Source organism: Arsenophonus endosymbiont of Apis mellifera (assembly GCF_903968575.1).
Classification (GTDB): domain Bacteria; phylum Pseudomonadota; class Gammaproteobacteria; order Enterobacterales; family Enterobacteriaceae; genus Arsenophonus; species Arsenophonus apicola.
Map to the genome: position 1 here is coordinate 1 of NZ_CAJCFU010000024.1, position 22518 is coordinate 22518.

Annotated in this window: 22 protein-coding genes and 1 pseudogene; 21 read left to right on the forward strand and 2 right to left on the reverse strand. The window is 38.9% G+C overall.

All coding sequences use genetic code 11. The features are described from left to right. The first annotated feature begins 269 nt into the window (after window positions 1-269). The 18 genes and pseudogenes from H1X92_RS00970 to ampH all read left to right on the forward strand — a co-directional run bounded on the left by H1X92_RS00970 (window position 270) and on the right by ampH (window position 15029). Window positions 270-464: an excisionase gene (locus H1X92_RS00970; RefSeq protein WP_233458106.1), complete on the forward strand. Its 195-nt coding sequence runs from the start codon at window positions 270-272 to the stop codon at window positions 462-464. Then, window positions 421-1464, forward strand: coding sequence for a tyrosine-type recombinase/integrase (locus tag H1X92_RS00975; RefSeq protein WP_180558461.1), 1044 nt, complete (start codon window positions 421-423; stop codon window positions 1462-1464). Before H1X92_RS00970 ends, H1X92_RS00975 begins: the two co-directional genes overlap by 44 nt. Before the next feature lie 245 nt (window positions 1465-1709). Then, entirely contained in the window at window positions 1710-2126 is a 417-nt protein-coding gene (locus H1X92_RS00980; RefSeq protein WP_180558462.1) for a type III secretion protein, read from the forward strand. Window positions 2127-2132: 6 nt separating this feature from the next. Continuing rightward, a pseudogene (gene sctN, locus H1X92_RS00985) lies at window positions 2133-3431 on the forward strand (type III secretion system ATPase SctN). Next, window positions 3415-3870 carry a hypothetical protein gene (locus H1X92_RS00990; protein WP_180558463.1) on the forward strand — a complete coding sequence of 152 codons (456 nt, stop codon included), beginning with the start codon at window positions 3415-3417 and terminating at the stop codon, window positions 3868-3870. The pseudogene sctN and the gene H1X92_RS00990 overlap by 17 nt, the downstream one beginning before the upstream one ends. Next, window positions 3857-4876, forward strand: a complete 1020-nt coding sequence (locus H1X92_RS00995; RefSeq protein WP_180558464.1) for a SpaN/EivJ family type III secretion system needle length determinant — start codon at window positions 3857-3859, stop codon at window positions 4874-4876. Before H1X92_RS00990 ends, H1X92_RS00995 begins: the two co-directional genes overlap by 14 nt. Then, entirely contained in the window at window positions 4873-5769 is an 897-nt protein-coding gene (sctQ, locus tag H1X92_RS01000; protein ID WP_180558465.1) for a type III secretion system cytoplasmic ring protein SctQ, read from the forward strand. Before H1X92_RS00995 ends, sctQ begins: the two co-directional genes overlap by 4 nt. A 5-nt stretch (window positions 5770-5774) precedes the next feature. Beyond that, window positions 5775-6455 carry an EscR/YscR/HrcR family type III secretion system export apparatus protein gene (locus H1X92_RS01005; RefSeq protein ID WP_180558466.1) on the forward strand — a complete coding sequence of 227 codons (681 nt, stop codon included), beginning with the start codon at window positions 5775-5777 and terminating at the stop codon, window positions 6453-6455. A gap of 1 nt (window position 6456) precedes the next feature. After that, complete coding sequence (gene sctS / locus H1X92_RS01010; protein WP_180558467.1) at window positions 6457-6717, forward strand: type III secretion system export apparatus subunit SctS; 261 nt, start codon at window positions 6457-6459, stop codon at window positions 6715-6717. 5 nt (window positions 6718-6722) lie between these two features. Next, window positions 6723-7490 (forward strand): type III secretion system export apparatus subunit SctT, encoded by a 768-nt coding sequence (gene sctT / locus H1X92_RS01015; RefSeq protein ID WP_180558468.1) that lies wholly within the window; start codon window positions 6723-6725, stop codon window positions 7488-7490. Then, window positions 7490-8566, forward strand: coding sequence for an EscU/YscU/HrcU family type III secretion system export apparatus switch protein (locus tag H1X92_RS01020; RefSeq protein WP_180558469.1), 1077 nt, complete (start codon window positions 7490-7492; stop codon window positions 8564-8566). The genes sctT and H1X92_RS01020 overlap by 1 nt, the downstream gene beginning before the upstream one ends. 82 nt (window positions 8567-8648) lie before the next feature. Further along, entirely contained in the window at window positions 8649-9164 is a 516-nt protein-coding gene (gene sicA / locus H1X92_RS01025; protein WP_180558470.1) for a type III secretion system translocator chaperone SicA, read from the forward strand. Between the two features lie 7 nt (window positions 9165-9171). Next, window positions 9172-10221: a hypothetical protein gene (locus tag H1X92_RS01030; RefSeq protein WP_180558471.1), complete on the forward strand. Its 1050-nt coding sequence runs from the start codon at window positions 9172-9174 to the stop codon at window positions 10219-10221. A gap of 12 nt (window positions 10222-10233) precedes the next feature. After that, the gene (gene sctE / locus H1X92_RS01035) at window positions 10234-11010 is read left to right on the forward strand and encodes a type III secretion system translocon subunit SctE (RefSeq protein WP_180558472.1); all 777 of its coding nucleotides are present in this window, start codon (window positions 10234-10236) and stop codon (window positions 11008-11010) included. Further along, entirely contained in the window at window positions 11011-11298 is a 288-nt protein-coding gene (locus H1X92_RS01040; RefSeq protein WP_180558473.1) for a deoxyhypusine synthase family protein, read from the forward strand. Window positions 11299-11311: 13 nt separating this feature from the next. After that, on the forward strand, window positions 11312-12136 hold the full coding sequence (locus H1X92_RS01045; protein ID WP_180558474.1) for a hypothetical protein: 825 nt from the start codon (window positions 11312-11314) through the stop codon (window positions 12134-12136). A gap of 42 nt (window positions 12137-12178) precedes the next feature. Further along, window positions 12179-13453, forward strand: coding sequence for an IpaD/SipD/SspD family type III secretion system needle tip protein (locus tag H1X92_RS01050; protein WP_180558475.1), 1275 nt, complete (start codon window positions 12179-12181; stop codon window positions 13451-13453). Between the two features lie 283 nt (window positions 13454-13736). Then, entirely contained in the window at window positions 13737-15029 is a 1293-nt protein-coding gene (gene ampH, locus H1X92_RS01055) for a D-alanyl-D-alanine-carboxypeptidase/endopeptidase AmpH (protein ID WP_180558476.1), read from the forward strand. 76 nt (window positions 15030-15105) lie between these two features. Here ampH and lptG read toward each other — a convergent pair whose 3' ends face one another. Together lptG and lptF are read right to left on the reverse strand one after the other, a co-directional pair. Further along, window positions 15106-16182 carry an LPS export ABC transporter permease LptG gene (gene lptG / locus H1X92_RS01060; protein ID WP_180558477.1) on the reverse strand — a complete coding sequence of 359 codons (1077 nt, stop codon included), beginning with the start codon at window positions 16180-16182 and terminating at the stop codon, window positions 15106-15108. Next, window positions 16182-17279 (reverse strand): LPS export ABC transporter permease LptF, encoded by a 1098-nt coding sequence (lptF, locus tag H1X92_RS01065; RefSeq protein WP_180558478.1) that lies wholly within the window; start codon window positions 17277-17279, stop codon window positions 16182-16184. The genes lptG and lptF overlap by 1 nt, the downstream gene beginning before the upstream one ends. Window positions 17280-17570: 291 nt before the next feature. Between lptF and pepA the strand changes: the two genes are divergently transcribed. From pepA to H1X92_RS01080, 3 genes are read left to right on the forward strand one after another with little or no spacing between them, the layout of a single operon-like run. Then, window positions 17571-19079 carry a leucyl aminopeptidase gene (gene pepA, locus H1X92_RS01070; RefSeq protein ID WP_180558479.1) on the forward strand — a complete coding sequence of 503 codons (1509 nt, stop codon included), beginning with the start codon at window positions 17571-17573 and terminating at the stop codon, window positions 19077-19079. A gap of 59 nt (window positions 19080-19138) precedes the next feature. Then, window positions 19139-19588: a DNA polymerase III subunit chi gene (locus H1X92_RS01075; RefSeq protein ID WP_180558480.1), complete on the forward strand. Its 450-nt coding sequence runs from the start codon at window positions 19139-19141 to the stop codon at window positions 19586-19588. A gap of 16 nt (window positions 19589-19604) precedes the next feature. Next, window positions 19605-22502 (forward strand): valine--tRNA ligase, encoded by a 2898-nt coding sequence (locus tag H1X92_RS01080; protein WP_180558481.1) that lies wholly within the window; start codon window positions 19605-19607, stop codon window positions 22500-22502. The last annotated feature ends 16 nt before the right edge of the window (window positions 22503-22518 follow it).

Consider the following 22518-nt stretch of genomic DNA (forward strand, 5'->3'; position numbering starts at 1 on the left):
GTTATTTGCTAATAGCCAACGTACTCACTAGAGATTGACCACTATTTGGTATTTCTGAATCACTCAAAAAAAGACCAACGCAAGGCTGGCAATATTAGGGAAATGATGTGGTTACGAACACAACAGCAATAATCTTACCACAGATAATTCATAACTGATCATATTTCAACACATAACAATGTGTGCTTAGGCTATCTGTTTTTGAATGAGGATAAATAAACATGATTACTTTAGCGGAATGGAATGCAAGGAGGGATAGACCAAGAAGAATGGACACAGTCAGGGGTTGGGTTAGAAATGGGCTAATTCAACCTCCCCCCATCAAGGATGGAAGAGAATATTTAGTTGAAGAGAGTGCAATCAAAGTTAACAGCATTAACGAAGTTAGTCAAAAAAGTATGTTGCTGCAAAGGATAGGCCATGACCAGAATCAGAAAAACAAAAAATCGGGATTTGCCCCCTAACCTATACAAAAGAAACGGGTATTATTCCTATAGGGACCCACGTACACGTAAGGAATACGGTTTGGGTAGAAACAAAGCCTATGCAATTAACGAGGCTATTAGTGCAAATCAGTTATTGATGAAAGCAGAGAAAGTAAAGCCACTAACAGAAAGGATCGACGGGCAGGGAACTGTCTATTTTCATGAGTTTTTAGATAGATATGAGGAAATTCTATATTCCAGAGGTTTAAAAGAGAAAACAATGAAAGATTATAAGCAAAGAATAGGTGTGATCAGAAAAGGATTTGTTGATGCGCCGATTCAAAACATAACCACGAAACAGATTGCAGATTTTCTTTATACCTTTATTCATGAAGGAAAAATAACTACAGCGAAAATATTGAGAATATCTTTGATTGACTGCTTCAAGGAAGCATCGGCTAGTGGTTTAATACAATCAAATCCTGCTGAGCTAACAAAAACACCAAAAATAAAAATTCAGAGAGCAAGATTGTCTCTAAATGACTTTAATACTATTTTGAGTTTAATAAATGACGATCATCACTGGTTGAGTCAAGCAATGAAACTTGCTTTAGTTACTGGGCAAAGAGTATCTGATATTGCAAAATTGAAATGGAAAGATATATATGATGGGAAATTATGGATTATTCAACAAAAAACCGAAACTAAAATAGCAATTCCATTGGATCTAGAAATTGAATGCATAAAATTAATCAATATTTTGACGAACATCAATCAAGTAGCTGACTTTGTTATCACAAAAAATAAAAAACAAATTACAGCAGTAAGAATATCAACCGAGTTTACAAAATTTAGGGATAAAACAAAATTAGCATGGGAAGGATCTCCCCCATCATTTCATGAAATACGAAGTTTATCTGCAAGATTATATACAGAGAAAAATGGAAGTGAATTTACGCGTAAATTATTAGGCCATAAATCAGCAGAAATGACAGCTAAATATCAGGATGACAGACAGAATAGTTGGATTGAGATCTAAAAACATAGTGAGCAGATTGTGAATTATAGCGATAATATCCTTTTATCTATATGATAATAAAGGAATTTAAATTTAGGTAACTATTCCTAAGATAGTTTTGCTCTGTTCAGTTGATGTACGTCGTTTTATAACAAAAATTTTAGCCACCCATTATCCTGGTTTTAATGTGCTCTCTTTTGCTGAGATCACCGAAGGAACTGAGGTCAATATCATAAAAACAATTTAATTAATTCAAGGACTGAATTATGCAAATGGATCTTGCTTCACTTGTCACAGATGCAATCAAAACAATGGGGAAACCGGATTTATTTCCCCAAGGGCATCAACTTAATAATCATTCTACTATCACGCTCGAATTAGAAGAGTTACCTGATATTCATATCGCTATGGTAAATGATTTACCCACCATTTGGGCTAACCTGGGATATATAGAGCCAAATGTTATTCGACAGCTAAGTGAACCCTTATTAGCAACCATTATTAGTAACCATTTGCCTTTTTTTTATCCCGGGCAACCCACTTATTTTCTTAATGATGAAAATATACTTGAGTTACGGGCAACCTTCTCTATCACAGCGCTAGAAAATGCGACCCAATTTGCCGAAGCAATCGACAGTTTTTTTCAATATATGCTCAATATCAATAAATTATTGATTGGTTAACTAGCAATGAACAACAACTTTATGCCCTTTTATCCAGTTGCCTATCCGGTACGCATTCAGGGAAACATTATAGAGGCACCATTAAGAAAAGTGTTTATCGGCGAGGTTTGCTTATTAAAACCCTATCCTGGTAGTTCACAAACGATTGGGCAAGCTCAAGTGATCGCTTTTCACCACCAACAAGCATTACTTAGCTTAATGGGTTCATCCCATGGACTCTCTTTAACGACAGCCATTGAACCCACAGGCCATACCCTTTCTATTCAATTAAGTGAAACGTTATTAGGCACCATGTTAGATGTTGCAGGTCACCCCATCTTACGCTTTGCACCATCGATAGCATTGAATGCTACTAGCTGTCGACGCTCAGTTAATACCAACGCGCCAGATTTCTTAAGTAGAAAACCTATCACTAACTACTTTGCCACTGGTATTCGGGCGATTGATGGGCTATTAACGTGCGGTGTAGGACAAAGATTAGGCATCTTTGCTGCCGCGGGTTGTGGCAAAACTATATTAATGAATATGCTGATCAATTATGCACAAGCCGATATCTTTGTTGTCGCGTTGATTGGTGAAAGAGGCCGCGAAGTTACCGAATTTGTTGATGAATTAAAGCGATCACCACGTGGCAGTCAAACGATTCTTATTAGTTCAACCTCAGATCAGCCAGCCGTTAATCGCTGTAATGCCGCTTTAGTGGCTACCACCGTGGCAGAATATTTTCGTGATCAAAATAAACATGTCGTTCTCTTTATCGATTCAATAACCCGTTATTGCCGTGCCTTACGTGATGTTGCGTTGGCTTCGGGGGAACTACCCGCTCGCAAAGGTTTTCCCGCTTCGGTTTTTGAACAACTTCCCTCACTACTTGAACGGCCTGGCAATACACAAAAAGGCGCGTTAACCGCTTTTTATACTATTTTACTGGAAAATGAAGAAGAACCTGATGCGATCGGTGATGAAATACGTTCTATACTGGATGGCCATATTTACCTTTCTCAATAATTAGCAGCACAAGGACATTACCCGGCCATCGACATTTTACTCAGTACCAGCCGTCTTTTTCAACAAATCACTGAGCAACAGCAGCAAACAGCTGCACGAGATTTTCGTCATTATCTTACCCAATTAGCATCATTAAAACTCTTACAAGAATTGGGGGAGTATCGCGCTGGAGAAAATCATGATCATGACCAACTTATCAATAAAAAAAGTGCTATTGAGCAGTTTTTGCAACAATCGTGGCAACAATCTTATTACTTTTCTCAATCGGTTAAGGAGTTTTATGACATCGTGGCGTAAATTTGAAACTCCGATCAAATTACTACAACAAAAACAAACTAGATTAGCGTCAGCCATCGGCCAAATTAAAAGAGAAATAACCAATGAACAGCAGCGACATCACCAATCTTGTTTTTTATTTACTCAACTAATCGAACAAGCCAAAACATTAGAGCCTGTCGGACAATTAGCCTATAACGCCTTGTTTGACAGTAAAAGGAAGCAAGCGATAGTAAAAGCACAAATTAATCAAGTGCAGACAGAAATAGCATTAATTGAACAGAAGATAGCCCAACTGGATCAACAAAAAAACTTACTTCAGCAACTGCAATGCAACTTGGTAAAAAAAGAGAAAAAATTACGACATTGCTACCAGCAGGCAAAAAAATGCCATCGTTTAAAAACCGCTTCGCAAGAAGAGATACAATTACAGGAATTAGCAATTTATGGTAAATATTGATACTCATCAACGTCAACAGATTATTAGTAATTCATCTTATTTACCAGATAATCTGTGCACTAGTTTTTCTTTATCAGAACGCTATGATGAACAAATAAATAATACCTATTTATCAAAAGAAATTGATGAAAGATTAACTTTATTACAATCCATTATTGTCACCGCGCTACCCACTGAAATAACGCTTTATAATCAAGAGCAAAAGCAACACGACTCGCTCGTGACGGAGTTAATTATCCCTACTAACCTACCTTTCAATAACACTGAAATACCTACAAATTTTTTTTCGACAGGCTATCAACAACATTCAGTGACCGTCAGTAGCGATCAAAAAAGCGATGCCATTAACCAGCAAGCGATAGAAAAACAGATTCAAATCAGTGAATTGGTCGAAAACCAACAAATTTGCGTAAAAATTAAATCCACCATGTTAGCCAAACATCTTGCTGACGATAAACTTGTATCAATTGAGACAGAAACCGTTACTAAATCATTGTTAAACGCTGGGGATACTCATTTGCAAAACCTTAGCCATAAAGTGATAAAAGAAGATGACTTATGGCCAACGATTACAAATGAGTTAAATAACACAGAGCTGGTAGAGCAAGAAAATTGCCAATCCCTTACCGATAGTAATAACTTAGCTAATAGCGACAGTGCATCTCATTTTACTAACTGGCCATCCCTCCAAGTAGCAACCAACTACCAAAGCGACATAACGGCAGAACTTCCGGCCAAAACAGCAACAACTACTATGCCATCTAACCATTCATCGCCTGAAGCAGAATTACGTTATACATTCACTCAATGGCAAGGTGGTACTCATCATGTTGATATTTATCGGATTGCTAATCATCATCTGCAACTTATGGCATCAAATAGCCATGTTATGTCAATACTACAGCGCCACTTAAACGAAAGGGCATCGCCATCAACAGTATCCTTAGCTGACACGCTTAATATCACACTCAATAACAGTGACGAATCAGGTGATGAATCATCATGAAGGGCAAATTATCACTTAGAGCCAGCAGGTATACAGATAAAACTCCGTTATTTCAGGCATTTGCAACGCATTATCCCAGTGAAAAAATTATTACTGATAGCTACTGCTTCGTATTATTGTTACAACAATCGAAATTGCAATTAACCGTTTATCTACCGATTGAGGTTGCACTCCGCCAATACTTAACTATGCTAGCGCCACTGCCCTGGCTTTCGATTCCTGCCAGTTATCTAATTGAATTGTTACAAGAACAACTTACCACTATTTCAATTCCGCAATTAGGTGAATTTCAAATTCAAGTCACTCAGTTTGACTGCCTGCAACAACCGATTGAGGCTATTAGAATAACGAGCTCGTTAGGCCAGATATTGATTGTTGATGCCAAAGGTAGTATGCCGTTAAAGGAGAACGGCTATGCTAACTTACCCTTACAGGTCAGATTTTCTATTGGTTATAGTCGATTAAAACAGCAACTTTTTCGCACTTTACAAACGGGAGATATTTTATTACTGCAACAATCCCAAACCTATCTTAGCGTGGAAACAATACCGTTATTTCACTACACCTGGCAACCTCAAGGAAATATTATGTTAGCTCAACCCATTGTCACTGATCAGGATGATCATAATGCCAGCTCCGAATCCTCTCCAGCTCTTTTTGATTTAAACCAGTTACCGCTGAAAGTGAATTTTATTTTACAGCGCCAAACCTTTAGTTTGAATACAATAAAATCCTGGCAAAGTGGTACACAACTCATTCTTAATAGTGATGCACATTGTGCCATAACTTTAGAAATTAATGGCCAAACTTTTGCTAAAGGGGAATTGATCCAAGTCGGTGAACAACTTGCTGTTGAATTACACACACTGTTATCTAGCGAGCAAGAAGGTTAGCCACCATGACAGATAATCCGGTTTCTATCATCATCCTACTGTCAATTGCCACGCTACTTCCCTTTTTGATTGCAGCAGGAACCTGTTATTTAAAGTTTTCTATTGTGTTTGTCATGGTCAGGAATGCCATAGGGGTACAGCAAGTACCATCCAATATGGTGTTAAATGCAATTGCTTTAATTTTGTCACTGTTTATCATGGCACCATTGGCCAAAAATTTTTATCACTATACTGTCAATTATCAAACAGAAAATCCCCATGCTTTTACTGATCCAGTGTTACTTGATCAGTTTTTAGATGAAAGTTTACAGGATTATCGTCAATATCTACATAAATATGCCGATCCAGAACTGATTAAATTTTTTGTCGCCGCGCAAGAACGTGTTCCTCAACCAGAAAACCAAATCGATAACTCGCTAGAAAATAGCTCTCTTATTCCTCTATTAGCCGCTTATGCCCTGAGTGAAATTAAAAGCGCATTTATTATCGGCTTTTATCTTTACTTACCTTTTGTGGTCATTGACTTAGTTGTATCAAGCATTCTACTCGCTTTAGGCATGATGATGATGAGCCCTATTACCCTATCGGTACCCATTAAACTGGTATTATTTGTCGCTATGGATGGTTGGTCTTTATTATCAAAGGGGCTTATTTCGCAATACTTAGATTTTATGGCAGTCAAATAATATGGACATGAGTTATGCAATGAGTAAAGGACTTTATCTGATCCTGATCCTGTCATTATTACCTGTGCTGGTCGCTACCGCTATTGGCTTGATCATTGGGCTATTACAAACCGTCACCCAAATCCAGGAGCAAACATTACCTTTCGGTTTAAAACTAGTGGCCGTTTTTATCTGTTTATTAATGCAAGCTAGTTGGTTAACGGAAAAAATTATCGCTTATGCAACTGAAATGTTTAATCTTGGTTTCAGCGCAGGGATCTGACCGCAATGATGAAACTTTATTTAGCGCTACAAAATTCATTACTCAATTATTTACTAATTTTTGCCCGTCTGGCGCCACTGTTTTTTATGTTGCCTTTTTTAAGTGATCGCATACTAACCAATTTATCCTTAAAAGGGATTATCATTTTATTACTTACCCTTTGTTTATCACCATTGATAGTCATCCCAACATGGCAATCAACCAGCCAATTTATTGCGTTATCCGTTGTTGAACTATTTATTGGTTTAACTATGGGCATCTTAATGGCTACACCTTTTTGGCTAGCCTCAGCGATAGGTGAATTTATTGATAACCAAAGGGGAGCCAGTATTGGTGATATGCTTGATCCAACGACTGGCTCTGAATCTTCCTCACTCGCGTCATTAATCAATATGTTCTGTGTTGCATGGTTTCTCAATCATGGCGGCATGATTGAATTCGTCGCAACAATAGTCGAAAGTTATCAACAACTACCTATCGGCCGCCCAATTGTTCATGTTGATTTATACGGCTTAGGGAAATGGTTAACCCATTTCATTATGTTAGCAATAACGCTATCAGCACCGATATTAATTGGACTGTTTATGTTAGAAATCGGCTTGGGTCTCTATTCATTATTCTGCCCGCAATTAAATGCATTCTCTTTATCGTTGACCCTTAAAAGTATCGTGGCTTTTAGCCTGCTATTTATTCTGTTTAATACGACGCTACCTCAAACACTTATTTCGGTGCTTCCACCTTCAATTTCATCAATAATTATAGTGGGCAATTGATGGCAGAAAAAACAGAAAAACCAACGGCCAAAAAATTACGTGATTCAGCTAAAAAAGGTCAATCTTTTAAAAGCAAAGATTTAGTCTCCGGTTGTGCCTATTTTGCTGGTACCTGTGTATTAGGGTTTTATCTCGATTTTGAGCAATTCATTTATTTTTATCAGCATATTTTATTACATCCTCACAATATTAATCCGCAAAGTTTTATCAATGCATTAATATCGTTATTTTTATCTATTGTGTTACCAGTGGTATTTATTAGTGCATTAGCAGCCATTATTCCATCACTACTCCAGTCAAAATTTATCCTGGCAACCGAAGCTATCAAGCTGGATTTTAAAAAACTGGATATCGTGCAAGGAATAAAACGTCTCGTGGATAAACGGGCGCTGAAGAATCTGCTTAAGGCATTACTATTTTTAACTATTTTTCTCAGTTGCTGTTATTTTTTTATTCAATCATACCAATCGACACTGTTATTCACCCAACGAAAAACGATTTGGCATATTATCTATGATTGGCGTATTTTAACGCTGAAATTTATCTTGTTTTTTCTGCTATTCTCACTGCCTATTTTGCTTCTTGATGCCCTATATGAATATTTTCTTCATCACAACGAGATGAAAATGGAAAAGCATGAAGTAAAACGAGAATACAAAGAAAACGAAGGTAATCCAGAAAAAAAATCGGCCCGTCGCGGTGCTCATCAAGAACTACTCAACGCTGAAACTAAACAAGCAATAGCACAATCATCAATGATATTAGCCAATCCGACTCATATTGCCATTGGTATCTATTTTGATCCTGATAACAGCATATTACCGCTGGTAGCGGTTCGCATGGCGAACCAATATGCACTGGCTGTACAAGCCTATGCCAAAGAGATAGGTATTCCAATTGTGCGTAACATCAAACTGGCACGCCAAATTTATCAGCGCTACAGATTATACGAAACCGTAGTAAAACAAGATTTACTCGATGTGATTGATATTTTTATCTGGTTAAAGCAGGTAGAAATGGCCGCCATACTAGAAAATACACCAACAGAAGCAATAAACAGTGAGCAAAAGTCTTAATATTTTTGTTAACTTGGCGGATTTTTGCAAGTTAAACCGCTTAAATTCCTTTACTCTGTCATAAATAAAGCGAGAAGATGCTATGGAACAGCAAAATACGATTAACCAAAATGATAATAACACCGATGCTCACCTGGATGAGTACACTGAACTGGTGACAGAAGCCCTCCAGCAAGGTGCCAGCTTAAAGGATTTAGAAGGCATACCCGATGAACTGATGGATGGTGTTTACCGCTTTGCATATGATTTTTATCAACAAGGTAAATTGGAAGAGGCTGAAACCTTTTTTCGTTTTCTCTGCTTATATGATTTCAATAATAGTGATTACATTATGGGGTTAGGGGCGGTTAAACAGCTACAAAAACAGTATGAAACAGCGCTTGATCTCTACGCGCTGGCTTATATACATGGTGATAATGACTACCGCCCAATGTTCTACGGTGGACAATGTAATCTTATTATCGCTGAAAAAGAGAAAGCTAAATACTGTTTTCAGAAAGTTTATCAACATAGTAGCGATCAAGAATTAAAGAATAGAGCGCAAGCCTATCTTGAACTCTTAACAACCTCTCCATCAAATGACGATAATCAAGGATGACCTAAAGATGGTAGAAATTAACCGATTAACAGCTAACAAAGCACACCCGTTTGCTGCTGTAAAGCAAGACGTAATCGCGGATAATAATCTGGTCAACCAATTAACCGCGCTACAAAAAAATATTATTCAACAAGTTAATAGTGTGATTGAAAACGAACAAAAAAAAACGGCCAGTCATAATCAATCTGATAAAAATATACCGATCCTTACTCCACCCACAGATAATTCTTTATCTAGCGTAGATAATAATGCCCAATTACTGTTATTAATGAAACAATATCAACAATTGATCGGTAAAAATGAGATTAAAAATCTACGCGAAAATCTTACCCAATGGAAAATTCAAGCCCAGTTGAATCATCAGATTCAACAAGCCAAAAAAGTTGAACAAATCTACCGGCAAGTTGAAAAAAAGCTCAATCAGCATCGAGATGATTTTATCAACAGTTGGCTACGGGTCGCCAGCGGGCTACATGAACAAACCGAAGCTGATACTAATGCGCTGGCCAACCTATTTGCAAATCAGGGACTCAGTGAGCGATTTAGGCAAGCTATCGCAGGAAAAAATCGCCTCACTGATCGGCAACAGATGAGCAAACTATTAGAGGAAGAGTTTCCATGGCTGAAGTTAGATTTAACTAATGCCAAATTGTCTGTTGATGAACTTAACCAAAAAAAACTTGCCATTAAACAATTTTGCCAAGGCATTGAACATAATCGCCCAAAACCTATCTTTAGTGATAGTACTGGTCAAACCGATAAGAAATGGCGTGATAATGGTATTATACATACACAATGGTATAACGCTGTGCGTTATTCGATGCAGGATAGCAAGCGAACATTATACTCTATCTCTTGCGCTCAAGGCGCTTATAAAAGCCTAGTGCGTGATACAGAAGATCAGCGTGATCGATTGGCTAATCTTAAAAATGACACTGACATCGCCGAGCAACTGAATGAAGCTGAAAAAAGTATTTTCAGTTTAAAGCTAGCCACCTTTAAAACATTAATCGAACTGGAATCGCAGCATCTGCAAGGCAGCGCCAAACTCACTTAACTGATGGCAAAAATGCGTGAACTGCTTGGCTCACTCACATTGGAAAGCATGAGTAGCCAACGAGAAATTTTGCAAGAAATGCAACGCATGATTGAAATCCAGGCAGAAAAACGTGCACAAGATATTGATGAAAAAATTCGTAAAGCAGAAGAAGCCCGTGAATGGATGGCGATTGGCAGTCAAATTTTTTCCTGGTTAATTGCGGCGGTCGGTGTAGTGGCCGCTGCTTTTACCGGTGGTGCCAGTCTGGCTTTAGCCGCTATTGGCATCGCCTTACTGGCTGCGGATACCATCTGTCAGGCAGCCGGTGGTGGCTCCTTTATGAATCAGGCATTAAAGCCAGTCGGTGAAGCCATGATGAAAGTGGCAGAGTGGATCTCTGACTTTCTATGCCAAATCGCGGTTAGTGAAGCTAAATTACATGGAGCATCAGAAAGTGAAATTGCCGAACTGAAAAAACAGGCCAAGGAAATAACCGACATTGTCGCCACGATTATCGTTGCAGTCACAATGGTTGCAGCCGCCATTGGCACAGCTAAATTGGCCAGTGTGGCGGGNAAAATGATCGGCAAAATTATTGCGGACAAGCTTAAACGGGCTCTAAAGCACTTACTGGACAAAATGATCAATAATCTATTGAGTAACTTAGTACGCATCGTCGGCAACGACACCAGCAAAATGATTGCTTTCACTATCAAGCAAGTATTTAACAACTTGCTGGATAAAACCATCAATAATGTATTAATTAAAAATCTGAAAAATAAACTGACTCAATATATTAATGCCTAAATGGTACAAAAAAGCTTAATTGGTCTTTCTGTGATTAATGCTAATTCTAGTGCCGGCTTAAATCTCCACGCTACAAATTTGGAAGCTGACGTTATTAAACGATTAGGCGATTTAACGGTCATTAACCAAATAATGGCTCAACTGGATAAACTGCTTAACCAAGTGATGGATAATTTTGCCAAGGAGATGGAAACCGTCACTGAGTTAATGCGTAAAATAGGCGAAATGGGCAGCCAAAGCCTACATACCGGAAAATATATTACTCATAACTTAAACACCAGGGCATAAAAAGGACTTAATCATGTCAACTATTACTCCTTCAATAACTAAACATTCTGTTTCACCAATAATTACACCGGATGTTAAAAACATCACAGAACCTAACCAAATATCTGACAAAAAGGCATCTCAGATCTTGGCTAGTAAAACAGCGCAACAGCAGATTGAACAAACAACCAAAGAGCAAATCAATCAAACCAATTTACCGCTACTCTCTCTACCAACAGTGGAAAAAGATGCCGAGGCGTTAATCGATCGTTTAGAAAAATCACCGCCTGTGGTAATGAATTTATTAGGTACTAGTGATGTGCAATTACTAGCGTTACTGAATAAGATATCAGCGACATTAAGAGAACTTAATGCCAAAAGCCGTGAAAATGGCGATAAACTTAAAATTGCCACATTACAATCCAGCGAAAAAGTCAAAGACAGTAAATACACCGAAGCGGGTTCATTGTTGACAAGTGCTATCGCCGGAAGTTCTTTAAGTCTAGGAATGACAGTTGCCGGCGCAGGGATCAGTCTTAAAGGGCTAGCGCAAACCACCAGCAACAGTATTGGCAGTCTACAAAATAGCTCATTGATAGCCGGAAATGCCGTTAGCAACTTATCAAATCCAATCAGCCAAATAACTCAACAACCGTTAGCTTCTGGGCAAATTAAAGAACAGGGTAACCAGCGTATTTTAGAAACTGAGCAACAAATTAATAATGCTACAGGCGAAACTCATCAACGGGAAGAAAATATCAATGAAGAGGTAAAGAATAAAATGATCCAAATTCTCAATAAAATGATCGAATATAGCCAACAAACTGTATCCACTATCTCAGGTAATATTAGAGCTTAGGGTTAGCACTTATTCAATGATCAATAACTAGACGAAATTTTTATGATAATTTCAACAAATTCAACACCACAAACTGCCGCATTTTCTACAGAGATAAAGCACAATAATGCTACGCATACAGTTATCAATGCTAATACTTCATTAAATAATAATGCATTAAATAATATTCCATCTATGTTACCACCAGCATTAACTACTTTATTGTCTGAGACAATAGAATATGATCTTGATTTTACTGCTAACAATCCATCTAATACATTGCAAAATAAAAAAAATGCATATCTTTCTGCCGTAGATGATGTGCTAAACGATATAAAAAATGGCAATAGAGAGATAGAAAATGGAACGCAAAATATAATAAATGGAAAAATAAATAAAGATCCAGCACTAATAAAAAAAGGTGAAGCATTAGTAGAAAAAGGTAAGGCTCTAAGAGATAATGGCCAAACGAACCTTGCTCGACTATTATCGGATAAAAATCCTCCCCCGGTTGCCAAAAGTTATTATCAGTCACGTAACGCATCATTACCTACAGCACAACAATTCACACAACAACAGCAAACTTTAGCAGAAAATAATTATAACTCATTAATAGTGGTGTTTAATGATATTCAACAAACTATTAGAGATGCCAATAAGAGTTATCTGCACTGTTATCGCGATATATTTAAAAATAGTATGGAAAAATTTCAGGAGATTAGTGGCTTACTTTCTGATGTTAGTAATTACGTCAGTGAAAGCTCAAAAGATAACTTTATTACTCTTAAACAACAGAAAATGCTGAAGGATTTACGACAATTACACGCTAAATTATCGCAAGAACCGGATGGGATCATTTATCAACAAGAAATTAAATTTATCAAACTGGCGGAAGGTGATTATCAAAAAGTTGGCGATAATAGCGGTGTGCATTACACCGAAACACAAGCATTGGCACTGATGAAAAGCTATCGCCAATCTTTTGAACAAAAAGTTACCGGCACCTTAATGAAAGCGCCAGATTTAGCTCAAATCAATGCGGAAAGTTTAACGCAAGGTATTATAATTAAAATCAAAATTGATCCCAAACCATTAGCGCGTGTTATTCAAGTAGTGGAAAATTTGCAACTACCAGCCACAGATAATCTTGAGATCTCCCAGGCACGTTTCAATCTGATCAACACTGCAATTGATACTACTAAAAAAGATTATCAAGCCATGTTAGATGAGATGTCACAACGTTACAATACGGCCAATGCGAACTATGATAACTTCGTTAAAATTCTAAGCAGTACCATCAATGCTATGCAAGATAGCGCCAAAAGCTTTTTACGTTAATCTCTGCTCTACCCTCATTTCAATAATAAAGAGTAGTTTTTTATGACTACTCTTTTATCCAACCAATTTTTCCAGACTATTATGCTAGCAATAGAACATCAGAGAATAGTTTTGTAGCTTATATTCATAATTTCTCTATAATTAGAGTGTTATATTATTTAAAACGTATAGCATCGATAACATAATTGATTTTTATTCAGGTGTCTGATGAAGGCTTTCATGAAAAATTGAACATTTATCAGGCGATTGTTTATAAAAATTTATTCATATTGGTTTATTAAGAATGCAACTATTTTGCCTAAAATTCTTTTCAGCCTTTACTCTATTTTTATCACTTACTGGCTGCTCGTCATCAACAGCAGAAACAAAACTTACCTCAACCAAAACTGCATCATCTTCACCCACAACGCTGGAAATTCTTAATCGTCATCAACCCGCTACAGAAAAAACGACTGATTTGGTAGATCGTTTTGCTAGCCAGATTTTTACTGAAACAAATCCCCAAGGGATGGCAATCGTTGTTATCGATAATGATCAGATCATAACCCGTTACTATGGTGAAACTGCACCAGGCAGCCGAAAAACCCCTGGTCCTGAGTCACTGATCCGCATTGCTTCATTAACAAAATTGATGACCAGTGAAGTAATGATCAAACTAGAAGCGGATAAAAAATTACGAATTACTGATCCACTACAAGACTATAGCTATCACGGTACGTATATTCCTACTTATAATGGCAAACAGCCAATTCGCTTATATCATCTGGCTAGTCATACCAGCGGTTTACCAAGGGAACAACCTGGCGGTAAAATCGGCCGGCCAGTATTTGTTTGGCCAACCCAAACAAATCGTTGGGCATGGTTGAAGAAGGCAAAAATTAAGTGTTTGCCAGGAACCAAAGCCGCCTATTCTAATCTGGCTTATGATCTACTAGCAGATGCCTTGGCAAAAGCGGCAGGAAAATCTTATAAACAACTTTTTGCCGAAAAAATCACCTTACCAACCGCAATGTACGATACAACTTTTACACCAACTAGCCATCAATGTTCTCGCCTAATGGTTGGTTATAAATCCAGTCCATGTATTAGTACGTTAGCTGCCGCTGGCAGTGGTGGTGTTTATTCAACACCAGCTGATATGCAAAGATGGATGCAACAATTTCTGTCAACCCATAGCCAGGTTAGTAAACAAACCGCTCAACGTGAACAAGCGATCTATTTTGCTCGCGATATGCTTACCGACATTAAAGGGATGGACGTTGCTGGCCATGCCGATGGTATTGGCCTTGGATGGGTTTATATGAATCCACGAGATGGCATTCCTGGCATTTATCAAAAAACCGGTGGCGGTGGCGGTTTTAATACCTATATGACCATGATCCCACAACAACGTATTGGTATCTTTGCTGTGATTTCACGCAAAAAAGGCAGTAAATTTAGTCGGTTAACCCAAGGTGTCAATGATTTAACCGCCGCACTCACTATCAATCACAATAACGACCCTTTCCAGCCAACTAAACAAGATTTTGCAGTAAATCTGGTTAAAAAATTGCTAGAAAGTCCTGATCAGGGCTAAGCCGAACAAGAGGAAATAAATTTTTATCAACATGGTAACGGATTGATAATATACCTAACCATAATGCTAAAGCTCATCATTGCCGCCGCATTAATAATAAAATGCTAAATCCAAGGAATAGTACACTGGGTAACATTGCTGCTATCAGTGGCGGAACACCATAAACTAAACTTAGGCTACCAAAACCCTCATTGAGCAGATAAAAAACAAATCCCCCTGAGATACCGATCAATACCCTTCCCCCCATTGCAACTCTTCGTAACGGTCCAAAAATAAATGATAGTGCCATTAACATCATGACCGCTACCGAAAGCGGTGACAGAATTTTCTTCCACATATTTAATTGATAGACTGACGCTTCTTGCCCGCTCTCCTTAAGATATTTAACGTATTTATATAGTCCTCTTATTGCTAACGAATCTGGCTCCAGAGAAACCACACCTAATTTTTCTGGGCTTAGATTGGTTTTCCAATCCATCAATAAACTTTGTGAGCCAGTAATTTCTTTTTCATTATTAATCAAAGATTTATCTACTTGTGACAAATGCCACTGGTGAGTATCAGAATTATAGCGACCTGAAGCAGCAAAAATAACCGCTTGCAGTTTCTTCTGTGCATCAAATTGGTAGATGGAGATTTCTTTTATTTCATTTTTATCGATAACACGCTGAATATGAATAAAATTATTACCATCTTTAGCCCATAAACCACTATCTGTCACCATTAACGAGCGACCGACAATTTTTTCCGCCCGATAGTTACGCGCCCACTGCTCTGCCGCAGGTGCAACCCATTCACCAATCACCATCGTTAGGATCACTAAAGGGATCGCGGTCTTCATCACTGACATCGCAACCTGTAGGCGAGAAAAACCAGCCGCCTGCATCACCACCAATTCACTACGGGTTGCCAGAGTTCCTAAACCAAGTAATGCGCCTAACAGCGCCGCCATCGGAAAAAAAACTTCAATATCTCTGGGAACGGTTAATAAAGTAAAAATCCCAGCACTCCAAGTGGTAAAGTCGCCATCACCGACTTTTCTCAATTGCTCAACAAATTTAATAATGCCCGATAATGACACCAACATAAAAAGAGTCATTAGGATCGAGGAGAGAATAGTACGCCCAATATATTTATCTAATACACCAAACATCAGGCGCCTCCTTTGGAGAACTTAGCACGTAGTCGACGCATCATAACGGTATCCCAAATATTTAATATGAGCGCTAATAGCAGAAAAGCCGCATTCACTAACCACATGGTTATCTTGGGATCAATTTCACCTTTTTCTGCATTAGAGTGCAACGTACTTTGTAATAAAAAGAAAATTAAATAAAGCAACATAGCCGGTAACATACTTAACACTCGTCCCTGTCTGGGGTTAACTTCACTTAATGGCACAACCATCAAAGCCATAATTAGTACCGCTACCACCAATGTTAAACGCCAATGAAATTCCGCTTTTGATTCAGCATCTGTGGCATGCCACAATTGCAACATATCCTTTTGCTCGATTTTATCGCCTGTCACTGCCGTTTCTTTATGATCGATCACCGCTTCATAATCTTTAAAATCTGTTATGCGGAAATCGCGTAATAACGCAGTACCTTCATAGCGAGTTCCTTTATCTAATACCACAATTTGATTACCGTTTTGATCCTCTCGGATACGTCCAGTTTCTGCAATGACCACCGAAGGGCGCTGGTTATTAGCCGGGCGTAATTGTGCCATAAAGACATCAGTAAAATTCTTACCTTTTACATTACTAATATACAGAACAATATTTTGATCCTTGGTGGTTTTAAATCGTCCCTCAACCATATGAGCTAAACTAGGATTGGCTTGCGCATCGGCTAATGCTTGTTCTTGATATTTTGCCGACCAGGGTAACATCCATGCTACATTGACTGCCGCAATGAAAGCGGTAAATAATGCCAGAATTAAAGCCGCTATCACTAATACCTTTTTACCTAAGCCACAGGCATGCATAACAGTAATTTCACTATCGATATAGAGTTTACTGTAAGTCATTAACAGTCCAAGAAACAGACTTAATGGCAAAATCAATTGTGCCATTTCAGGGATACCAAGCCCCAGCAGAGGAAAAACTAAATCGGAAGGAATATTTCCCTGAACCGCTGAACTTAATATATTGATTGTTTTTTGACTAAAAAAAATTAAAATCAGGATAAAAAGTATTGCAACTTGACTTTTCAGCGTTTCCTTAACTAAATATCGAATTATAATCACACTAATTACACCTGTGGAAAACTTGTTTTTTGCAGCAAAATAGCTAACTTCATCGTATAGTTACAGTTAAGTACAATATTTTGGTTTTCTTAATGGTTACAATGTATCATGATGATAAATGTAGCATTAACTATTGGATCAACCAACAGAATATGCTTAGTCGTAATCTATTACTATCGGTAAACCATTGGGTTAGTTTAACATAAAGCAGCTATTTCATAAGGTAAATTTATACTGTTCGTTAATTTTAGCGATAGTATCAATCTTTGTCTTTAAAATTCAGGAGAATGCATGGAGTTTAGTGTAAAAAGCGGTAGCCCAGAGAAACAACGTAGCGCCTGTATTATTGTTGGCGTATTTGAACCTCGCCGCTTATCCCCTATAGCCGAACAACTGGATACTATCAGTGACGGCTATATCAGTGCCTTACTACGCCGCGGAGAACTGGAAGGTAAAGTCGGCCAAACGCTATTACTTCACCATGTTCCTAATATATTATCTGAACGTATTCTGTTAGTTGGATGCGGTAAAGAACGTGAACTCGATGAGCGTCAATATAAACAGATTATCCAAAAAACAATTAATACCTTAAATGAAACCGGCTCAATGGAAGCCGTCTGCTTTCTAACTGAGTTGCATGTAAAAAGCCGCAATAATTATTGGAAAGTTCGCCAAGCAGTCGAAACTGCTAAAGAAACGTTATATGTATTTAACCAACTCAAAAGTAATAAGTGCGAGCCACGCCGTCCCTTACGTAAAATCGTCTTTAATGTCCCAACACGCCGTGATTTAGCCAATGGCGAGCGCGCTATTTCGCACGGCCTTGCTGTCTCTATAGGTATTAAGTCAGCAAAAGATCTAGCTAATATGCCGCCCAATATTTGCAACGCGGCCTATCTAGCTTCACAAGCACGTCAGTTGGCCGACAATTATCAAAATCTTACCACCAAAGTGATCGGCGAAGAACAGATGAAAGAGCTGGCGATGAATGCCTATTTAGCTGTCGGGCAAGGCTCACAAAATGAATCGCTAATGTCAGTTATGGAATATAAAGGAAGTAACGATCCAACGGCTAAACCGATTGTGTTGGTCGGTAAAGGATTAACTTTTGACTCTGGCGGGATTTCTATTAAGCCATCCGATGGCATGGATGAAATGAAATATGATATGTGTGGAGCCGCTACTGTTTATGGCGTTATGCGCTTTGTTGCTGAACTAAAATTACCGATTAACGTCATTGCAGTATTGGCTGGCTGTGAAAATATGCCGAGCGGTAAAGCGTATCGGCCTGGTGATATTTTAACTACCATGTCGGGCCAGACAGTGGAAGTCCTCAATACGGATGCAGAAGGAAGACTAGTGCTTTGTGACACACTAACTTATATAGAACGTTTTGATCCTGATGTGGTAATTGATGTTGCAACTTTAACCGGAGCCTGTATCATTGCCCTTGGTAATCACTATAGTGGATTAATGTCAAATCATAATCCTTTAGCCCATGAATTACTTAATGCTGCTAAGCAAGCGGGCGATAAAGCATGGCGTCTACCTCTGGCTGAAGAGTTTTATGAGCAGTTAGATTCAAACTTTGCTGATCTTGCCAATATAGGAGGACGCGCGGGTGGTGCAATTACCGCTGGTTGCTTCCTAGAACGTTTTGCCACTAAATATCACTGGGCACATTTAGATATTGCAGGAACAGCTTGGCAATCAGGAAAAACAAAAGGAGCAACAGGCCGTCCTGTGGCATTACTTGCTCAATTTTTGTTAAATCGTGCTTATATAAACTGTGACGAATAATTGACCAGTGAATTTATAATAGGGTATTGTAAACAATACCCTTTCATAAGCGTAATGCGATGAAAAAAGCAACTTTCTATTTGATAGAGCAGCTATCTTCACAAGCAGAACTTGAAAGTCATGAATGGTTAGCCTGTCAGCTAGCAGCAGAAAACTGGCGGATGGGTAAACGGGTTTTAATTGCTTGTGAAGATCAAATTCAAGCCGAAAAATTGGATGAAATACTTTGGCAAAGAGAACCTCATCAATTTGTCCCGCATAATTTAGCAGGTGAGGGCCCTCGCTATGGCGCGCCTGTTGAGCTTTGTTGGCCAACAAAACGCAGTAGCTCAGCCAGAGATATATTGATAAATCTACAATTAACATTCGCAGACTTTGCCACAGCATTCCATGAAGTGATAGACTTTGTACCAATTGATGAACATTTGAAACAGTTGGCGCGCGAACGATACAAAACTTATCGCAGTATGGGTTTTAATTTGATCATGGCAGCACCACCAACAACTTAATAAATAACGACGCAAGATGGAAAAGAAACCCGCAAATCAAACTCAGTCTGAGCCATCGCTCGACAAAACTTATCAGCCAGCGGCAATTGAACAACCTTTATATGCACACTGGGAAAAAAATGGTTATTTTGCACCGCATGGTGATAACAGCAAACAGAGTTTTTGTATCGTGATCCCACCGCCAAATGTCACGGGTAACCTGCATATGGGGCACGCTTTTCAACAAACAATCATGGATACCTTAATTCGCTACCAGCGCATGCAAGGAAAAAACACGCTTTGGCAAAGTGGAACAGATCACGCGGGGATAGCCACGCAGATGGTTGTTGAGCGTAAAATTGCCGCGGAAGAGAATAAAACTCGTCATGACTATGGCAGAGAAGCGTTTATTGAAAAAATATGGCAATGGAAAGCAGAATCAGGCGGTAATATTTCTCAGCAAATGCGACGACTGGGTGATTCTGTTGATTGGCAACGTGAACGCTTTACCATGGATGAAGGCCTCTCCAAAGCAGTAAAAGAAGCATTTATTCGGCTCTATCAAGATGATCTTATTTATCGCGGCAAACGATTAGTCAACTGGGATCCTAAACTGCATACCGCTATTTCTGATTTAGAAGTTGAAAATCGAGAAGTTAACGGTTTTATGTGGCATTTACGTTATCCCCTGGCTGATGGTGTAAAAACGGCGGAAGGCCAAGATTACCTGGTTGTTGCTACTACTCGACCAGAAACCATGCTTGGTGATACGGGCGTGGCAGTTAATCCCGCCGATCCACGCTACAAGAATTTAATTGGCAAACAAATTTTACTACCTTTGGTTAATCGTCGTATTCCTATTGTCGGTGATGAACACGCCGATATGGAAAAAGGCACCGGCTGTGTGAAGATCACCCCAGCGCACGATTTTAACGACTATGAAGTGGGTAAACGTCATCAGTTGCCAATGATCAATATTTTCGATTTCAATGGACATATCCGCCAACAAGCTGAAGTATTTGACAGCGCTGGCAACCCTAGCACGATTTATACAACGACAATCCCTGCATCCTACCAAGGAATAGAGCGCTTTGCTGCTCGTAAGGCAATGGTAAGCGAATTAGAAAAACTAGGATTATTAGTTGCCATAAAGCCACATCAACTTACTATTCCTTATGGCGATCGTGGCGGCGTTGTTATTGAACCTATGCTGACTGATCAATGGTACGTTCGTACTCTACCATTAGCAGAACAAGCCATTGCGGCGGTAAAAGATGGCCGTATTCAGTTTGTTCCTAAACAGTATGAGAATATGTATTTTTCCTGGATGCAGGATATCCAAGATTGGTGTATTTCACGCCAATTATGGTGGGGGCATCGAATTCCCGCTTGGTATGATGAAGTCGGTAATGTCTATGTCGGTCATGACGAAGATGAAGTTCGTCAAACGAACAATCTCAGTGCTGACATTAGTCTACATCAGGATGAAGATGTATTAGATACTTGGTTCTCTTCCGGTCTGTGGACCTTCTCAACATTAGGTTGGCCAGAAAATAGTGAAGCGTTAAAAACTTTTCATCCCACCGATGTGTTAGTTAGTGGCTTTGATATTATCTTTTTCTGGATAGCCCGCATGATCATGCTGACGATGTATTTCATCAAAGATGAAAATGGCCAAGGGCAAATTCCTTTTAAAACCGTCTACATGACAGGCCTGATCCGGGATGAAGAAGGGCAAAAAATGTCAAAATCCAAAGGCAATGTCATCGATCCGCTCGATATGATCGATGGTATCTCCTTGGAAGATCTAGTGACGAAACGTACTGGCAATATGATGCAGCCCCAATTAGCTAAAAAAATTGCTAAACGTACGCGTAAAGAATATCCGAATGGTATTGAAGCACATGGTACCGACGCTTTACGCTTTACACTGGCAGCATTAGCATCGACCGGGCGAGACATCAATTGGGATATGAAACGCCTTACTGGTTATCGCAATTTCTGTAATAAACTGTGGAATGCGAGTCGTTATGTCTTGATGAATACTGAAGGACAAGATTGTGGTCAGCATGGTGGAAAAATGATTTTTTCGCTGGCTGATCGCTGGATCATGGCAGAATTTAACCAAACGGTAAAACTGTATCGTGAAGCACTAGATTCTTATCGCTTTGATATGGCTGCCAATATTTTGTATGAATTTACCTGGAACCAATTTTGCGATTGGTATTTAGAACTGTCTAAGCCCGCGATTCATAAGGGAAATGAGGCAGAAATTCGTGCGACACGTTATACCTTGATTGAAATACTGGAAAACTTATTACGGCTGGCGCATCCTATTATTCCATTTATTACCGAGACTATTTGGCAGCGGGTGAAAGTGGTTAAGGGCATCTCACAAGACACTATCATGTTACAACCTTTTCCAATCTTTGAGGCCAACAAGGTTGATGAAGCCGCACGCCATGATTTGGAATGGATCAAAGAGCTCATTAACGCTATACGAAACATTCGGGCAGAAATGAATATTTCACCCGCCAAGTCATTAGATCTGTTATTACGCGGCGCTAACCCTGCAACAAAACGACGTGTGACAGAAAATCTGAATTTTATTCAAGCGATGGCTCGTCTTAGCTCAATTACTATTTTGGCTGAACTGCAACCAACCCCCCTTGCTGTGACTAAACTGATAGATGGCGCGGAAGTGTTGATCCCAATGGCAGATTTAGTCGATAAAGATGCCGAATTAGCACGGCTAGATAAAGAGCTGGATAAACTGGCCAAAGAGATAGCAGCGATTGAAAACAAATTAGCTAATGATAGTTTTGTCGGCCGAGCACCTGCTGCGGTTGTTGAAAAAGAGCGTGAACGCTTAGCAATTCAATTAGCAGCAAAACAGAAACTGACTAATCAAAAAGCAACTATTAGCTCACTATGAAGAAGTAACAACACTA

Coding starts and splice junctions, on each gene's coding strand:
- H1X92_RS00970 (WP_233458106.1), top strand. CDS start 270: ATGGACACAGTCAGGGGTTGGGTTAGAAATGGGCTAATTCAACCTCCC.
- H1X92_RS00975 (WP_180558461.1), top strand. CDS start 421: ATGACCAGAATCAGAAAAACAAAAAATCGGGATTTGCCCCCTAACCTA.
- H1X92_RS00980 (WP_180558462.1), top strand. CDS start 1,710: ATGCAAATGGATCTTGCTTCACTTGTCACAGATGCAATCAAAACAATG.
- H1X92_RS00990 (WP_180558463.1), top strand. CDS start 3,415: ATGACATCGTGGCGTAAATTTGAAACTCCGATCAAATTACTACAACAA.
- H1X92_RS00995 (WP_180558464.1), top strand. CDS start 3,857: ATGGTAAATATTGATACTCATCAACGTCAACAGATTATTAGTAATTCA.
- sctQ (WP_180558465.1), top strand. CDS start 4,873: ATGAAGGGCAAATTATCACTTAGAGCCAGCAGGTATACAGATAAAACT.
- H1X92_RS01005 (WP_180558466.1), top strand. CDS start 5,775: ATGACAGATAATCCGGTTTCTATCATCATCCTACTGTCAATTGCCACG.
- sctS (WP_180558467.1), top strand. CDS start 6,457: ATGGACATGAGTTATGCAATGAGTAAAGGACTTTATCTGATCCTGATC.
- sctT (WP_180558468.1), top strand. CDS start 6,723: ATGATGAAACTTTATTTAGCGCTACAAAATTCATTACTCAATTATTTA.
- H1X92_RS01020 (WP_180558469.1), top strand. CDS start 7,490: ATGGCAGAAAAAACAGAAAAACCAACGGCCAAAAAATTACGTGATTCA.
- sicA (WP_180558470.1), top strand. CDS start 8,649: ATGGAACAGCAAAATACGATTAACCAAAATGATAATAACACCGATGCT.
- H1X92_RS01030 (WP_180558471.1), top strand. CDS start 9,172: ATGGTAGAAATTAACCGATTAACAGCTAACAAAGCACACCCGTTTGCT.
- H1X92_RS01040 (WP_180558473.1), top strand. CDS start 11,011: ATGGTACAAAAAAGCTTAATTGGTCTTTCTGTGATTAATGCTAATTCT.
- H1X92_RS01045 (WP_180558474.1), top strand. CDS start 11,312: ATGTCAACTATTACTCCTTCAATAACTAAACATTCTGTTTCACCAATA.
- H1X92_RS01050 (WP_180558475.1), top strand. CDS start 12,179: ATGATAATTTCAACAAATTCAACACCACAAACTGCCGCATTTTCTACA.
- ampH (WP_180558476.1), top strand. CDS start 13,737: ATGCAACTATTTTGCCTAAAATTCTTTTCAGCCTTTACTCTATTTTTA.
- lptG (WP_180558477.1), bottom strand. CDS start 16,182: ATGTTTGGTGTATTAGATAAATATATTGGGCGTACTATTCTCTCCTCG.
- pepA (WP_180558479.1), top strand. CDS start 17,571: ATGGAGTTTAGTGTAAAAAGCGGTAGCCCAGAGAAACAACGTAGCGCC.
- H1X92_RS01075 (WP_180558480.1), top strand. CDS start 19,139: ATGAAAAAAGCAACTTTCTATTTGATAGAGCAGCTATCTTCACAAGCA.
- H1X92_RS01080 (WP_180558481.1), top strand. CDS start 19,605: ATGGAAAAGAAACCCGCAAATCAAACTCAGTCTGAGCCATCGCTCGAC.